Annotated in this window: 15 protein-coding genes; 11 read left to right on the plus strand and 4 right to left on the minus strand. The window is 71.2% G+C overall.

Annotated features, from left to right (window positions below; genetic code table 11):
• Position 1: 1 nt before the first annotated feature.
• From AC1HFH_RS10865 to AC1HFH_RS10895, 7 genes are all read left to right on the plus strand, one after another.
• The gene (locus tag AC1HFH_RS10865) at positions 2 to 2251 is read left to right on the plus strand and encodes a primosomal protein N' (RefSeq protein ID WP_480247305.1); all 2250 of its coding nucleotides are present in this window, start codon (positions 2 to 4) and stop codon (positions 2249 to 2251) included.
• A 335-nt stretch (positions 2252 to 2586) separates the two neighbouring features.
• Positions 2587 to 3243, plus strand: a complete 657-nt coding sequence (locus tag AC1HFH_RS10870) for a PadR family transcriptional regulator (RefSeq protein ID WP_480247306.1) — start codon at positions 2587 to 2589, stop codon at positions 3241 to 3243.
• A 154-nt stretch (positions 3244 to 3397) separates the two neighbouring features.
• The gene (locus tag AC1HFH_RS10875; RefSeq protein WP_480247307.1) at positions 3398 to 4372 is read left to right on the plus strand and encodes a lipase family alpha/beta hydrolase; all 975 of its coding nucleotides are present in this window, start codon (positions 3398 to 3400) and stop codon (positions 4370 to 4372) included.
• A 72-nt stretch (positions 4373 to 4444) separates the two neighbouring features.
• On the plus strand, positions 4445 to 4990 hold the full coding sequence (def, locus tag AC1HFH_RS10880) for a peptide deformylase (RefSeq protein WP_480247308.1): 546 nt from the start codon (positions 4445 to 4447) through the stop codon (positions 4988 to 4990).
• A complete protein-coding gene (gene fmt, locus AC1HFH_RS10885) occupies positions 4990 to 5913 on the plus strand; it encodes a methionyl-tRNA formyltransferase (protein ID WP_480247309.1) in 924 nt (307 codons plus the stop codon). Before def ends, fmt begins: the two co-directional genes overlap by 1 nt.
• A gap of 911 nt (positions 5914 to 6824) precedes the next feature.
• Positions 6825 to 8171, plus strand: a complete 1347-nt coding sequence (locus AC1HFH_RS10890) for an RsmB/NOP family class I SAM-dependent RNA methyltransferase (protein ID WP_480247310.1) — start codon at positions 6825 to 6827, stop codon at positions 8169 to 8171.
• Positions 8172 to 8331: 160 nt separating this feature from the next.
• Positions 8332 to 8685 carry an MmcQ/YjbR family DNA-binding protein gene (locus AC1HFH_RS10895; RefSeq protein ID WP_480247311.1) on the plus strand — a complete coding sequence of 118 codons (354 nt, stop codon included), beginning with the start codon at positions 8332 to 8334 and terminating at the stop codon, positions 8683 to 8685.
• A gap of 205 nt (positions 8686 to 8890) precedes the next feature.
• On the opposite strand, the gene AC1HFH_RS10900 is transcribed toward AC1HFH_RS10895, so the two are convergent.
• Entirely contained in the window at positions 8891 to 9355 is a 465-nt protein-coding gene (locus AC1HFH_RS10900; RefSeq protein WP_480247312.1) for a MarR family winged helix-turn-helix transcriptional regulator, read from the minus strand.
• A gap of 19 nt (positions 9356 to 9374) precedes the next feature.
• On the opposite strand from AC1HFH_RS10900, the gene AC1HFH_RS10905 reads away from it, so the two are divergent.
• Positions 9375 to 10040: an SgcJ/EcaC family oxidoreductase gene (locus tag AC1HFH_RS10905; RefSeq protein ID WP_480247313.1), complete on the plus strand. Its 666-nt coding sequence runs from the start codon at positions 9375 to 9377 to the stop codon at positions 10038 to 10040.
• A 21-nt stretch (positions 10041 to 10061) separates the two neighbouring features.
• Here the strand turns inward: AC1HFH_RS10905 and AC1HFH_RS10910 are convergent, their stop codons facing one another.
• Together AC1HFH_RS10910 and AC1HFH_RS10915 are read right to left on the minus strand one after the other, a co-directional pair.
• A complete protein-coding gene (locus AC1HFH_RS10910) occupies positions 10062 to 10865 on the minus strand; it encodes a SigB/SigF/SigG family RNA polymerase sigma factor (RefSeq protein ID WP_480247314.1) in 804 nt (267 codons plus the stop codon).
• Positions 10862 to 11287, minus strand: a complete 426-nt coding sequence (locus AC1HFH_RS10915; protein ID WP_480247315.1) for an ATP-binding protein — start codon at positions 11285 to 11287, stop codon at positions 10862 to 10864. The genes AC1HFH_RS10910 and AC1HFH_RS10915 overlap by 4 nt, the downstream gene beginning before the upstream one ends.
• 96 nt (positions 11288 to 11383) lie before the next feature.
• On the opposite strand from AC1HFH_RS10915, the gene rpe reads away from it, so the two are divergent.
• Complete coding sequence (gene rpe, locus AC1HFH_RS10920) at positions 11384 to 12040, plus strand: ribulose-phosphate 3-epimerase (protein WP_480247817.1); 657 nt, start codon at positions 11384 to 11386, stop codon at positions 12038 to 12040.
• 4 nt (positions 12041 to 12044) lie between these two features.
• Here the strand turns inward: rpe and AC1HFH_RS10925 are convergent, their stop codons facing one another.
• Positions 12045 to 12515: a hypothetical protein gene (locus AC1HFH_RS10925; protein WP_480247316.1), complete on the minus strand. Its 471-nt coding sequence runs from the start codon at positions 12513 to 12515 to the stop codon at positions 12045 to 12047.
• Between the two features lie 470 nt (positions 12516 to 12985).
• Between AC1HFH_RS10925 and AC1HFH_RS10930 the strand changes: the two genes are divergently transcribed.
• Together AC1HFH_RS10930 and AC1HFH_RS10935 are read left to right on the plus strand one after the other, a co-directional pair.
• Positions 12986 to 13609 (plus strand): riboflavin synthase, encoded by a 624-nt coding sequence (locus tag AC1HFH_RS10930; RefSeq protein ID WP_480247317.1) that lies wholly within the window; start codon positions 12986 to 12988, stop codon positions 13607 to 13609.
• A gap of 93 nt (positions 13610 to 13702) precedes the next feature.
• Complete coding sequence (locus AC1HFH_RS10935; protein ID WP_480247318.1) at positions 13703 to 14953, plus strand: bifunctional 3,4-dihydroxy-2-butanone-4-phosphate synthase/GTP cyclohydrolase II; 1251 nt, start codon at positions 13703 to 13705, stop codon at positions 14951 to 14953.
• The last annotated feature ends 15 nt before the right edge of the window (positions 14954 to 14968 follow it).

Genomic DNA, 14968 nt, shown 5'->3' on the forward strand with positions numbered 1-14968 from the left:
GGTGTCGGGCGTTCCGGAGGCGGGGCTCGCCGAGCCCATCGCCCGGGTGCTGCCGCTGCTCACCCCGGCGCATCTCGACCGGGATTTCGACTATCTGGTCCCGCCCGACCTCGATGCCGTCGCCCGGCCCGGGGTCCGGGTGCGGGTCCGGTTCGCCGGCCGTCTCGTCGACGGCTACCTGCTGGCCCGGCTGCCCCGCACCGAACACACCGGCAAACTGGTGAAACTGGAACGCGTCGTCTCCCCGGAGCGCGTGCTCACCCCGGAGATCCTGCGCTTGGTCGGCACCGTCGCCGCCCGCTACGCCGGCACCCGCGCCGACGTGCTGCGCCTGGCGATTCCGCCGCGGCACGCGCGTACCGAGAACGGTGGGAAGAAGTCGGCGCCGGTGACGGCGTCGACCGGGGACGCAGCCGCGGCCGAGCGCAGTCCGACGGAGCCGATATCGCCCACCGCCGCCGAGGACGGGCCGACGCTGTCTGCCGCCGAGCCGCCTGGCCCCGCCGGCTCGGCTCCCGAGGGCAGTGGCATCGAACCGGCCGCCACCGAGGGGGAGGGGCCACCTCTCGACAGAGTCGCAGGAGCGTCTGCTGCCGTCCCCGGAGCCGCAATGGGCGCATCAGCCGGCGACACCCGTACTGAGGCCGCGATCGACCCGGGCCCGTGGGAACGATATGTGCACGGTGGCGCCTTCCTCGATGCGGTGCGCACCGGCCGGGCCGCCCGCGCCGCCTGGCAGGCGCTACCCGGTGAGGACTGGGCGGCACGGCTGGCCGAGCTCGCGGCGAGCGCGGTGGCCGCCGGCCGCAGCGCCGTGCTGATCGTGCCGGATCAACGCGACCTCGACCGGTTGCTCGCGGAATGTGTTCGCCTGGTGGGGGATTCGGCGGTGGGACTGTCTGCCGGGCTGGGTCCGGCGGCGCGGTACCGGCGCTGGCTGGCGGTTCTGCGCGGCCAGGCCCGGGTGGTGGTCGGTACCCGGAACGCGGTGTTCACTCCGGCTCACGATCTGGGGCTGATCGTCATCTGGGACGACGGTGACGGCACCTACGCCGAACCGCGGGCGCCGTATCCGCACGCCCGCGAAGTCGCCATGCTGCGGGCGCACGAGACCGGATGTGCGTTCGTGGCCGGTGGATTCGCCCGCACCGCCGAGATCCAGGCCGCTGTCGAATCGGGCTGGATCCACGACCTCGTCGCCCCCCGTGCCGTGCTGCGTGAGGCGTGCCCGCGGATCAGTGCCCCCGGCGACAGCGATTTCGCCCTGGAACGCGACCCGGTCGCCAAGGCCGTCCGGATCCCCGGTGTGGCGTTCGGTGCGGCCCGGGCGGCCCTGCGTGAGGGCGCACCGGTACTGGTGCAGGTACCGCGGCGCGGCTACGTCCCGGCCCTGTCCTGCGCGAAATGCCGTACCCCGGCCCGGTGCCGACAGTGCAACGGCCCCCTCGCCCTGCCCGACGGCGGCGCCGACGGGCAACCGGCCAGCCCACACTGCCGATGGTGTGGCCGCACCGAGGCGGCCTATCGGTGCCCGTCCTGTGGGGGCCGCGCCCTGCGAGCCGTGGTGATCGGTGCCGCCCGGACCGCCGAGGAACTCGGCCGCGCCTTTCCCGGGGTACCGATCCGGGGGTCCGGTGGGGGAACGGTCCTGGATGCGGTCGAACCCGGCCCGCAGGTGGTGGTCGCGACCGTCGGCGCCGAACCCACCGTCCCCGGCGGTTACGGGGTGGCGCTGCTGCTCGACGGCTGGGCCCTGCTGGGCCGCGCCGACCTGCGCGCCGCCGAGGAAGCATTACGCCGCTGGATGGCCGCGGCCGCCCTGGTCCGCGCCCGCGGCACCGTGGTGGTGATGGCGGAACCGGGCCTGCCGACCGTACAGGCCCTGGTGCGCTGGGACCCCGTCGGCCATGCCGCCGCCGAACTGGCCGCCCGCGCCGAGGTCGGCTTCCCGCCGGTGGTGCGTCTCGCTGCCGTCGACGGCACCACCGACTCCATCGCCGACCTCCTCGCCGCCGCCGACCTTCCCGCCGGCACCGACCTGCTCGGCCCCGTCCCCCTCCCCGCCGGCGCCCGCAAACCCTTCGCCGCCGACACCGAAACCCCCGCCGAAGTCGAACGCATGCTGCTGCGGGTCCCCCGCCGCACCGGGGCCGAACTGTCCGCCGCCCTCACCGCCGCCCAAGCGGTCCGCAGCACCCAACGGTCCGACGCCCCCCTCCGCGTGCAGATCGACCCGGTCGATATCGGCTGACCAGCCGGGAGTTCCATCTGCCGCCGACTTCGCGCAGCGCTTTTCGGCGGTACCGATTGCGGTCGGGTGGGAGTCGAGCACCTCGCCGTGGTCGTATCGTCCTATTGGCCGCGTACGGCCGGCGGAGTGCCTTGCGTACCTCGATGATTCGTTCGAGTGGGTTGGCGTCGGCCGGTGCGTCACCGATCCGGACGGTGATTCCGTTTCTGTCGTGCGGAGCGGACCTCATGGTCGGTTCCGGGTCGGCTGTGTCTCGGTTCACCCTTGCCGTCGGCCTATTGTCGATATATCGTCGATAGTGTCCGATTGAACGAGAGTATGCCGAGGAGGCAGCTATGCATGACATGAGACATCGAGAGTTCGGGCCCGGGCACGGGCCGTGGCACGGCGGTGAGGGGTCGGATCGGCGGCAGTTCCGCCGGGGTGGCCGGCGGGGGCACGGGCCGGAGTTCGGGCCCGGTTTCGGTCCGGGGTTCGGTCCGCAGTTCGGCCGGGGGCGCGGGCGCGGTGGTCGCGGCCGGCGCGGTGATGTGCGGGCAGCGGTGCTGCTGTTGCTCACCGAGCGGCCGATGCACGGGTACGAGCTGATCCAGCAGATTCGGGAACGCAGCGAGGATGTCTGGCGGCCGAGTCCCGGATCCATCTATCCGGCGCTGGCCCAGTTGGAGGACGAAGGCCTTGTGGCGATCGAGAAGGTGGCCGGGCGTAAGACGGCGCGGCTCACCGACGAAGGGGCGAAATACGTCACCGAGCATCGCGCCGATCTGGGTGACCCCTGGGCGGAGGTGCGGCACGACGTCGGTGCACAGGCCATGGACCTGCGCGGACTGGTCGGCCAGGTGATGGGCGCGGCCGGGCAGGTCGCCGCCGTCGGCACCCCGGAACAGGCGGCCCGTGCGGCCGAGGTGCTCACCGAGACCCGGCGCTCGCTCTACCGCATCCTGGCCGAGGACGATCTGCCGGGCGACGAACCGGCTCCCGACGCCTCGTAGCGGGCGGGGTTCCGGCAGAGCTCGAACCTCGCAAATGTGACTCCCGTCGCGAAACACCCTGCGGCGGCGTGCGATCGGGGCGGTTTGGGTCCATGATTGGGTAATGGGACAACCACGGGGTATGTCGGGTAGGGGAACTTCACAATTCGGTCGGATGGTACTGGCCGGGTTGCTCGGGGCGGTGGCGGTGTGCGGGCCGGTGGCGGTGGGGGCTCCGGGGGTCGCGGCGCAGCCGGCGACGGTGTCGCATGCCGAAGTACCGATGGAGCCGGGGCCGCCGCAGTCCGATCATCTGGCTGCTGCCCGCTACCGTAAGGCACATCCGGACGCAGTGCCGCAGGGGGTCAACGACTTCGGGTGTCGGCCGGCCGCCGACCATCCGTATCCGGTGGTGCTGGTGCACGGCACCGATTCGAGTGCGTACTCCGACTGGTCGGCCATCGGGCCGCAGCTCGCCGCGGCGGGGTTCTGTGTGTTCGCGCCGAACTACGGGGGCGCTCCGGGCGCGGACACCTTCGGTACCGAGGACATCTGGCAGAGCCCCCACCAGGTCGGTGCCTTCGTGGACCGGGTGCTGGCGACCACCGGTGCGGACCGGATTGACCTGGTCGGGTTCTCGCAGGGCGCCTCGGTCAGCCGATTCTGGGTGAACAAGCTCGGCGGCGCCCCGAAGGTGCATCGGTGGGTCGGTATCGCGTCGCCGAGCTACGGCGGTGTGATGTACGGCCTGGTTCCGGTCGCGCAGGCGGTGCCGGGCGCCCTGGAGATCGCGGCCAAGGTCACCTCCACGGCCGCGGTGCAGCAGGGGGAAGGGGAACCGTTCATGGTGGAACTCAACGCGGGCGGCGATACCGTGCCCGGTCCCGAATACACCACCATCGGCAGCCGGCTCGACGAGATGATCCAGCCGTTCGAGAACATCGCCCTGCACGGCCCGGGCGCACAGAATCTGGTCCTGCAGGACCTGTGCCCGGAGGACCTGACCGGGCACTTCCAGATGGTGTACGACCCGTTCGTGCAGCAATTGCTGCACCAGGTGCTCGACCCGGCGGGTGCGCCGGAGCCGGTGTGCCGTCCGGTACCGCTGGGCACCGGAATTCCGCAGGTGATCATCGCCGGAAACTCCTGACCGCACCCGGTGGATCGGCGCCTCCTAGAATGAGAGGTCCGCATTCTTACGATCTGTCTTCCGGGAGCCGCCGTGACCATTCAGCCCGTTCGCCTGTTCGGCGACCCGATCCTGCGTTCCCGCGCGGATGAGGTCACCGTGTTCGACGCCGAACTCGGGCAGTTGGTCGACGACCTCACCGACACCATGTACGACGACGACGGTGTCGGGATGGCGGCCCCGCAGATCGGCGTCGGCCTGCGGGTCTTCGTCTACGACGTCGGCGACGGTCCGGGGCACGTCGTGAACCCGGTGTTCGAGGTCGTCGGGGACGAGGAACAGATCGGAGCGGAAGGCTGCCTGTCGATTCCGGGGGTGCGCCACGATGTCCGCCGCGCGCTGCGGGTCCGCGTTCGCGGCAACGACCGGTTCGGCGCCGCAGTCGAATTCGAGGCCGACGAACTGTTCGCCCGGTGCGTCCAGCACGAGACCGATCACCTCGACGGGGTGCTGTTCCTGGACCGGCTCGACCCGGCCGACCGGAAGGCGGCGATGCGGACCATCCGGGAGTCGGACTGGTTCACCGCCGGGATCACCGTGCGCTCCTCGCGTGGCGCCGAGAACGAGGGGGTGCGCTGATGCGGCTCGTCTTCGCCGGCACCCCGGAACCGGCCGTACCGTCGCTGCAGCGGTTGATCGACAGCGCGGCCCATGAGGTCGTCGCCGTGGTCACCCGCCCGGATGCGGTGGCCGGCCGCGGTCGCAAGGTGCGTCGCTCGCCGGTGGGTGAACTGGCCGATGCGCACGGCATCCCGGTGCTGACGCCCCGGCGCCCCGCCGACCCGGAGTTCGTCGCGGCCTTCACCGAACTCGCACCCGATTGCTGCCCGGTCGTCGCCTACGGTGCGCTGTTGCCACAGGAACTGCTCGACATCCCCCGGCACGGATGGATCAACCTGCACTTCTCGCTGCTGCCCGCCTGGCGCGGGGCGGCGCCGGTGCAGGCCGCCATCGACGCCGGTGACGAGATGACCGGCGCCTCCACCTTCCGGATCGAGGCGGGGCTGGACACCGGGCCGGTGTACGGGGTGGTCACCGAGCCGATTGCGGTCACCGACACCGCCGGTGAACTGCTGGGCCGGCTCGCCGAATCCGGTGCGGTGCTGCTGGAGAAGACCCTGGACGGGGTCGCCGACGGGTCGCTGCAGGCAGTGCCGCAGTCCACCGACGGTGTCTCCTATGCACCGAAGGTGACCGTCGCCGCCGGACACGTCCGGTTCGATCAGCCCGCCCTGGCGATCCAGCGCCGTATCCGGTCCGTCACGCCCGCGCCCGGCGCCTGGACCGAGATCAACGGTGTCCGGGTGAAACTCGGGCCGGTCGAAATGGTGCCGGACGAACTGCCGGTGCGGGCGGTGGAGGTGCGCAAATCCGGCGTGTTCGTCGGGACTGCCACCACTGCGGTCCGGCTGGGGCAGGTGCAACCACCCGGTAAACGGATGATGGCCGCCCTGGACTGGGCCCGCGGCGCCCGCCTGGCCGAGGGCACGGTGGCCGGATGAGCCGCGCGGACGACCGGCGCACCGGCAGGATCGACCCCAAGACCGTCGACGGCGGCTGGGCGGCGCGGGCCGCGAAGAAGCGCTCTGGGAAGGCGGCACCGGACGGGGAACGGGAAGCCGATATCGACGGCGGCTGGGCCGCCCGGCGGCGTGGTGCCCGATCCGGCGAACCCGGCCGTGGCGAGTCCGGTCGCGGCGAACCCGGCCGGGCCGAGGGCGGCCGCGGACGAACCGGGTCGCGTGCCGTCCGGTCGGACCGGGACCCGAATCCCCGTGAACGGCGCGCCCGCAGCGGGTCCGGCCGGCTCGAGGGCGGCCGCGGCGGACGGGCCGGGTCGGGGGCCGGCGGGTCGGACCGGGACCCGAATCCCCGCGAACGGCGCGCCCACAGCGGGACGGACACCGGCGGCAGCCGGTCCACGGGCGCCGGGCGCAGTGCCGACCGACGCGACATCGACCGGACGAACCGGTCCGGCGCCGCCGGCGGGCCCCGCCGTGCTGCGGCGTCCGATCGCACCGGCCGGACATCGCAACGTCCGGGCTTCGATTCGCGGCGCGGCGGTAGATACCCGGATGACGGCCCGCAGTCCCGAGACACTGATGCGCAGTCCCGCAACCGCCCTCGGCCGGCCCAGGGTGCCGGTGCCGGGCGCCGAGGACGTCCCGATACCGGTCGTCCCGAACGTTCGGAAACCGGGCGCACCCGGCCTGCTCGCCCCGGCAACCCGCGCGGTGGCGCGGAGGGAGTCGGTCCCGATCGTCGTCACGGCTCCGCCGGCCACCGCCCCGGCCGGCCGAACCGTTCGGCGGACCGAGAGCCCGCCGGACCTTCCCGGCGCGGCCGGTCGGACACCGGTCGCGATACCCGCGGCGCAGCCGGAAAACACCGGCCCGACCGCACGGAGACCGGCGTGCCGCGCGGCATCGTGGACCCGGCGCGTGAGGTCGCCCTCGAGGTGCTGCGGGCAGTGCGGGAGCGCGACGCCTACGCCAACCTGGTCCTGCCCGCCCTACTGCGGGAGCGCCGGCTCGAGGGCCGGGATGCCGCATTCGCCACGGAATTGACCTATGGCGCCTGCCGGGCACAGGGGCAACTGGACGCGGTGATCGCGCACTGTGCGAAGCGCCCGGTCGACGAGATCGACGGCCCGCTGCTGGACATTCTGCGGCTGGGTGTCTACCAGCTGCTGCGCACCCGCACCGGCGCCCATGCGGCGGTCGATACCGCCGTCGAGCTGGCCCGTGCCGAAGCGGGCACCGGCCGCGCCGGGTTCGTGAACGCGGTACTGCGTCGGGCCGGCGCCCGCGATACGGCAGACTGGGTGGCCGAACTCGCCCCGGCCGATCCGGTCGGCCGGCTCGCCTTCGAATATGCTCACCCCGTCTGGATTGCGCAGGCCTTCGCCGATGCGCTCGGCGCCCGCGCCGGGGAACTGGGTGATCTGCTCGCCGCCGACGACGAACGCCCGGCGGTGCACCTGGTAGCGCGCCCCGGCGAGATGACCGCCGAGGAGCTGGCCCTGCTCACGGGGGGTACCGAGGGTCGGCTGTCGCCGTACGCGGTACACCTGGACGGGGGCGACCCGGGACAGTTCGAACCGGTCCGCGAGGGCATGGCCGCGGTGCAGGACGAGGGCAGCCAGCTCGTCGCGGTCGCACTCACCCGCGCCCCGCTGGAAGGTGCGGACGGCGGCCGCTGGCTCGACCTGTGCGCCGGCCCCGGCGGCAAGGCCGCTCTGCTCGGCGCGCTGGCCGCGATCGACCGCTTCGACGTGGATGCGGTCGAGCCGGCCGAGCACCGCGCCGACCTGGTCCGGAAGGCGACCACCGATCTGCCGGTGCATGTGCACGTCGCCGACGGCCGAGACAGTGGACTCACCCCCGGCTACGACCGGATCCTCGTGGATGCACCCTGCACGGGTCTGGGGGCGCTGCGCCGCCGCCCGGAAGCACGCTGGCGCCGCACCCCGGCCGACGTCGCCGATCTGGTCACGCTGCAACGTGAACTGCTGACCGCGGCATGGGATCTGGTGCGGCCCGGCGGCGTGGTGCTGTACTCCACCTGTTCACCGCATCTGCCGGAAACCGTGGCCGTGGTGGCCGACCTGGTGCGCCGCACCGGCGCGATCCAGCTCGACACCCGCGAGTACCTGCCCGGCGTCACCGATCTCGGCGACGGTCCCGGTGCGCAACTGTGGCCGCACCGGCACGGCACCGACGCCATGTTCCTGGCGGCCCTGCGCAAGCCCGTCGATTGACCCGGCCCGGTCCCGGAACAGCATCCGCGGCGCGGCCGGGTTCGCACGCCATGCCGACCCCGGCCCGTGCCCCGGCCGGTCGGGTCGGCTCCGTCCGAGAGCGGTCGGCAGGTGCCATTCGTCCAAGCGGCACCTGCCGAGTTCCGGGCACACTCGAACCATGGCGATGACATGGGACGAGGTCGTGGCGGCAGCGCAGCGGCTGCCCGGCGTCGAGACGAGCACCTGGTGGCGGACTCCGGGACTGAAGGTGGGCGGCAAGGGGTTCGCCCGGCTGCGCACCGAGGCCGACGGCGGCCTCGCCATGCTGTGCGAGATGACCGAGAAACAGGCACTGCTGGCCTCCGGTGATCCGGCGTTCTACACCACACCGCATTACGACGGCCACCCGTTCGTCCTCGTCGACCTGGCGCTGGTGGATCCGGTGCAGCTGACCGAACTGCTCGACGCCGCCTGGTGGCTGCGCGCGCCTGCCGGCCTACGGCGATCCCGCTCCGGCGGCGTGCCGGGCTGACCGGACCCGGCACAAAGGACTCGGACGTGGACGACCGTCGCCGGTGCGCGGCTCGCGATCCAGCTCACGGTGGCGGCTACCTGCGGTGTTGTCGGCTGCTACGGCAGTTCCGGTACACGGTCGGAATCGGAGATGCACCGACCTTGCCGGGCCGTTGTGCCGGTGGTGAGCGTGGCACCCGATCGCGCCGCGGGAGCGCTACGGATCAGCGTTCGCTCATGGTCTGGGTAGCGTGGCTGTAGGCGGTGGCGGCGTCCTCGAAGTAGGTGGCCAGCCCGGTCTGCTGGTCCGCCGTCAGCGCGCCGATGGTGGCGGCGATCGGCGCCTGCACCGTCGCGAGGATTCGGTCCAATCCCGCGGGTTCACGGCCGGTGTGCCGGACCAGTACCCGGCGGCGATCCGCCGGATCGGGAATGCGCTCGGCCAGATCGGCTGCCGTCAATCGATCGACGGCGCGTGTCGTCGCGCTCGGGGACAGGCCGAGCCGGCTCGCGAGCTGTCCCGTCGTCATCGGCCCGTCGACCGCCAGCAGGCTGGCTGCCTGGTAGTCGGTCACGCCGAGCCCGCACGCTTCGGCTGCCGCGAGATGGAACTGCACCACGGCGGCGAGGTAGCGCCGATACACGGCCGGCGTGATGGTGGCCTCGGGTTCCTTGCCAGAATCCTGCATGAGTGCAATCATTGCACACATGCAAATAAAAGGGAATCAGAACTCGCCTGCCGGACACGAACCGGCCGATGTCAGACCGCGGCGTCGCCGCTGGCCGTACCTGGTCGCGGCGGGGGTCGGACTACTCGGGCTCGCCGGTGGCGGTGTGTACGCCTGGCTGAATGCCACCTCGACGGTCAGTGAAACCGGGGTCACTGCCTGTGCGCAGGTCCCGGCGGCCGGTCCCGGCGGCGGTGCGCCCGATGATCGTGCGGTGGCGGGCGTCTGCGCGACCATGGCGGGGCTCGAGGCCGCCTGGGGCGACAACGACGCCGACACCTACGGTGCTCTGTTCACCGAGGACGCCACCTATGCCACCTGGGTCGGCACCTACTACACCGGCCGCGACGACATCGTCGCCGGTCACCGCGCCCTGTTCGACGGGCCGCTCGGCGGGACCCGGCTGGCCTCCCGGTACCTGAACCTTCGATTCGTCACCGACGACGTGGCGGTGCTGATCACCCGGGGCGACACCTACGAGGGCGAGCCGCCCGAATCACCTGGGAAGGTCCAGTCCTACACGCTGGTCCGCGAGGACGGCACCTGGCTCGTCGCCGCGTTCCACAACACGCAGCGCAGCAAGGTGATGGAGCGGATCCAGTTCCTCTGGTACCCGGATTCCCGTCCGGCCGCCGAGGCCGGTTGATCGCCGCCACCTCGCACCGGATCACTCCCGGCCGGATTGCTCGCGCAGCCGGGCGAGGGTTTTCGCGAGAATCCGGGAGACGTGCATCTGGGAGATGCCCAGGCGCTGGGCGATCTGGGTCTGGGTCATCGATTCGAAGAAACGCATGGTGAGGATCCGGCGTTCCCGTTCGGGGAGGCCGGCCAGCAGCGGGCGCACCGCGATGTACTCCTCGACCCGATCGAACTGGGTCTCCTCCTCGCCGAGGGTGTCCAGCAGCGAGGCATCGGTGTCGCGGCCGATGGTGGCGGCATCGATGGAACCGGGCTGATAGGCGTTTCCGGCGATCACCGCCTGGGTGACCTCATCGGGTTCGACGCCCAGTTCGGCGGCGATCTCCTTGGCGGTGGGGGAGCGACCCAGCGTCTGCGACAGTGAGTCGACGGCGGCGCCGATCCGCAGATGCGTCTCCTTCACCCGCCGCGGCACCCGCATCGCCCAGGTGTTGTCCCGGAAATAGCGGCGGACCTCACCCATGATCGTGGGTACGGCGAAGGACAGGAAATTGGAGCCGCGGCTCACGTCGAACCGGTCGACCGCGTGTACCAGGCCTACCCGGGCCACCTGGGTGAGGTCGTCGTACGGTTCGCCCCGGCCGCTGAACTTGCGCGCGATGTGGTCGGCGAGCGGAATGCACCGGTTGATCAGCCGGTCCCGGGCGGCGGCGTGCTCGGCGCTGCCCGGTGCGGTGGCCGCCAGCCGTTCGAAGAGCTCACCGACATCGTCGTAGCCGGGCACCGGCGTCGGCTCGGCCTTCGCGGTCGGTGCGGTGCGGTCCTCGGTCACTCCGCTTTCCCCCGGACCCGACGGAACCGCACTGTCGTCGGATATCCGGAAGTCGCTGCGTCGAAACCGTCCTGGCGGGCGGTGACCTCATCGGTGAGGGTGCGCAGCACATGCCAGCCGAAGCTGTGCTGGTCGGGCAGTCCCGCGCGGCCGGCGACACCGTCGACCTCGACCTCCAGTTCGGTGTCCCCGACGACGAACCGGCAGGTGAGCATGGAGTCCGGGGCGGCGATGCCCACGATGGTGGAGCACACCTCGTCGACCGCCAGCCGGGTGTCGGCCACCTCGTCGAGGGTGAATTCGCTGAGCAGGACCAAGGTTTCGGCGAGCCCGCGCACGATCGGCAGCTGGGTCACGGATGCGGCCACACGAATCTCCACCGGGGTGCTGCGCAGCCCCTGTTCCGCCGAAATGTTGGTCACGCTATGCAGGCTACCCACATCCGGGCGGGGGAATCAGCTTTGTCGCTACACTGCCACGCTGTGTCCACTCCGACGTTCACCCGCCCGGCCCAGCCGATGATCGCCCCGTCCATCCTGTCCGCAGACTTCGCTCACCTGGCCGAGGAGGCCGCCGCCGTCGAGGGTTCCGACTGGCTGCATGTGGACGTGATGGACGCCCATTTCGTGCCGAATCTCACGCTGGGGCTCCCCGTGGTGGAGAGCCTGCTGAAGGCGACCGACATCCCTCTCGATTGCCATCTGATGATCGATGACCCGGGCCGGTGGGCACCCGGCTACGCCGAAGCGGGCGCCTACAACGTCACCTTCCATGCCGAGGCGACCGACGATCCGATTGCGGTGGCCAAGGACATCCGGGCAGCGGGTGGCAAGGCCGGGCTGTCGGTCAAACCGAACACCCCGATCGAGCCGTACCTGGAGATCCTGCGCGAATTCGACACCCTGCTGGTGATGAGCGTGGAACCCGGATTCGGCGGCCAGTCGTTCATCCCGAACGTGCTGGAGAAGGCGCGGGTGGTCCGCCGCCTCGTCGATGCCGGGGAGCTGCGCCTGGTCGTGGAGATCGACGGCGGGATCAATGCGGACACGATCGAGCAGGCCGCCGAGGCCGGAATCGATTGCTTCGTGGCCGGGTCGGCGGTGTACAACACCGAGGATCGCGGCGCCACGGTGCAGCGGCTGCGGCATCAGGCCGCGGCGGTATGGCACCGCTGATCGGTTACGGACGGCGGCGGTCGCCGGAGCCGAGGGTGCGAGTCGCCTCGATCACCGCGGACAGTGGTGGCCGATCGGTGGCCCGCTCCGGCGGCTGCACCCAGGTGCGGTAACCGGTGCGCTCGTCGTCCGCGGACGGCAGCACGATCCGGCTGCCGTTGGCAGCCACCGTGGCGTAGAGCCGGAACAGTTCGGCCGCCGCAGCCACCGATACGGTGTCGGGCCGGTAGGGGCCGGTGAGGAAGGTCCAGCTCGCGGCCCGCGGATGGGCCAGGACCGGACCGGCGATACCGGCCTGGAGCAGCCGGTGCTGAACCTGCTCGCCGAGCCGGTCCGGCATGGTCACGGCGCCGTGGTGGGCGCCGATCTGCAGCATGATGCGGCGCGATTCGGCTTCGACGGTCGCCGGGAGCCGGCACTCCTGCCGGTACCGGGCGCACTGCCGCTCGAGTGCGGATTCGAGCAGTGTGGTCACGCGGCACCCCCGATTGTCTCGAACTCTGATCGACCCACAGTGATGTCTTCCTGACGGTGATGGACTTGACCTGGGCCCAGCACCCGGGGCGGGTTCGCTCCGGGACGAAACATGTCGTCTTCGAACAGTTCGCTGCGGGTCCGGCGGCAACGATCCGGACTCGGTGACCGAACGGTGGGAATCGGCGACATAACAATATTGCGTCGATATTCGACGCAACGCAAGCGTTCGCAACAGTGAGTTTCGGCGATTCGGATTGACGGTCGATCCGGATGGGTAGAACGCGCCGACCCGTACCGCGGCCCACCGCAAACGGTCCACCGTCCGGACACCGGCGATCACCACCCGGTGCCGCGCGGCTAGGGTTGCCTCGGATCCGGCGCCACAGTGCGGGAATCGCCGGGAATAGCCACCGGGTCCGGGCTGTTCCGCAAGCCGGAAGACACGACGCGAGGACGAGGGAGTCGGGCATGTTCACAGGCATCGTCGAGGAACTGGGCGAGATCGTCGCGGCCGAGGAGCTGGCCGACGCCGCCCGGTTGACCATCCGCGGCGCCACCGTGACCTCCGATGCCCGGCACGGTGATTCGATCGCCGTGAACGGCGTGTGCCTGACCGTCGTCGACGTCGTCGACGGGGACTGCTTCACCGTCGACGTGATGGCCGAAACCCTGGACCGATCCAGCATCGGCGGCCTGGGCCCCGGATCCCGGGTGAATCTCGAACGCGCCGCAGCCCTGGACAGCCGCCTCGGCGGCCACCTGGTGCAGGGCCACGTCGACGGCACCGGCACCGTTCTCGCCCGCACCCCGTCGGAGAACTGGGAGATCGTCCGGATCTCGTTGCCGGACGCACTCGCCAGATATGTGGTGGAGAAGGGATCGATCACCGTCGACGGGGTGTCGCTGACCGTCTCCGGGCTGGGCCGCACCGAGGAACCCGCCGCCGATGGAACGCGCGACTGGTTCGAGGTGTCCCTTATCCCGACGACGCTCGCCCTCACCGTGCTCGGGACGGCACCGGTCGGCCGCCGCGTCAATCTCGAAGCCGACGTGATCGCCAAGTACGTCGAGCGCCTGCAGCAGCGCGGTTGACGCCGTGCCGGCCGGCGGGGTGGCGGCGCGGCCGTCCGTCCCGGCAAGCCGTAGGGTAGATGTGCACCGATATCTCAGATGGAGCAAGCTGACGTGACCAGGTTGGACAGTATCGAGCGTGCGGTCGCCGACATCGCCGCCGGTAAAGCGGTTGTCGTGGTCGACGACGAGGACCGGGAGAACGAGGGCGACCTCATCTTCGCGGCCGAGAAGGCGACCCCGGAGCTGGTCGCCTTCATGATCCGGTACACCTCCGGCTACATCTGTGTCCCGCTCACCGGCGACGACTGCGACCGGCTCGGCCTGCCCCCGGCCTACGCGATGAATCAGGACAAGCACGGCACCGCCTACACGGTCTCGGTGGACGCCCGCGAAGGCATCACCACCGGCATCTCCGGTGCCGACCGGGCCACCACCATGCGCCTGCTGGCCGATTCCGCGGCCGCGGCCGGCGACTTCACCCGGCCGGGGCACGTGGTCCCGCTGCGCGCGAAGGACGGTGGTGTACTGCGCCGGCCCGGGCACACCGAGGCCGCCGTCGACCTGGCCCGGATGGCCGGGCTGCGGCCGGCCGGCGTGATCTGCGAGATCGTCAGCCAGAAGGACGACGGGCATATGGCCCGCACCGACGAGCTGCGGGTGTTCGCCGACGAACACGAGCTCGCGATGATCTCCATCGCCGATATGATCGCCTGGCGGCGTAAGCACGAGAAGCACGTCGAGCGGGTCGCCGAGGCCCGGATCCCGACCACGCACGGCGACTTCAAGGCGGTCGGCTACCAGAGCATCTTCGACGAGGCCGAGCATGTGGCGCTGGTCCGGGGCGATATCGGCGACGGCGAGGACGTGCTGGTCCGGGTGCATTCCGAATGCCTGACCGGTGACGTGTTCGGGTCGCTGCGCTGCGACTGCGGCCCGCAACTGGACGCCGCCCTGGACATGGTGGATCGCGAAGGCCGCGGTGTCGTGCTGTACATGCGCGGGCACGAGGGCCGCGGCATCGGCCTGATGCACAAATTGCAGGCCTACCAGCTGCAGGACTCCGGCCGCGACACCGTCGACGCGAATCTCGACCTGGGCCTGCCCGCCGACGCCCGCGACTACGGCACCGGTGCGCAGATCCTGGTCGATCTGGGCATCCGGTCGATGCGGCTGCTGACCAACAACCCGGCCAAGCGGGTCGGCCTGGACGGCTACGGGCTGCGGATCACCGATCGAGTGCCGATGCCGCTGCGGGCCAACGCCGAGAACCTGCACTACCTGCGCACCAAGCGGGACCGGATGGGGCACGACCTGGTCGGTCTCGACGATCTCGATCTCGACCTCGGCGAGACCGCCCAGTGAACCGGCCCGTACCGA

The sequence above is a fragment of the Nocardia sp. KT25-26 genome (assembly GCF_056627695.1).

Bases quoted from the DNA above. Each gene is read 5' to 3' on its own strand.
- fmt (WP_480247309.1), top strand. From the start codon at position 4,990: ATGCGGCTCGTCTTCGCCGGCACCCCGGAACCGGCCGTACCGTCGCTG.
- AC1HFH_RS10900 (WP_480247312.1), bottom strand. From the start codon at position 9,355: ATGCAGGATTCTGGCAAGGAACCCGAGGCCACCATCACGCCGGCCGTG.
- AC1HFH_RS10870 (WP_480247306.1), top strand. From the start codon at position 2,587: ATGCATGACATGAGACATCGAGAGTTCGGGCCCGGGCACGGGCCGTGG.
- AC1HFH_RS10895 (WP_480247311.1), top strand. From the start codon at position 8,332: ATGGCGATGACATGGGACGAGGTCGTGGCGGCAGCGCAGCGGCTGCCC.
- rpe (WP_480247817.1), top strand. From the start codon at position 11,384: ATGATCGCCCCGTCCATCCTGTCCGCAGACTTCGCTCACCTGGCCGAG.
- AC1HFH_RS10930 (WP_480247317.1), top strand. From the start codon at position 12,986: ATGTTCACAGGCATCGTCGAGGAACTGGGCGAGATCGTCGCGGCCGAG.
- AC1HFH_RS10905 (WP_480247313.1), top strand. From the start codon at position 9,375: ATGCAAATAAAAGGGAATCAGAACTCGCCTGCCGGACACGAACCGGCC.
- AC1HFH_RS10875 (WP_480247307.1), top strand. From the start codon at position 3,398: ATGGTACTGGCCGGGTTGCTCGGGGCGGTGGCGGTGTGCGGGCCGGTG.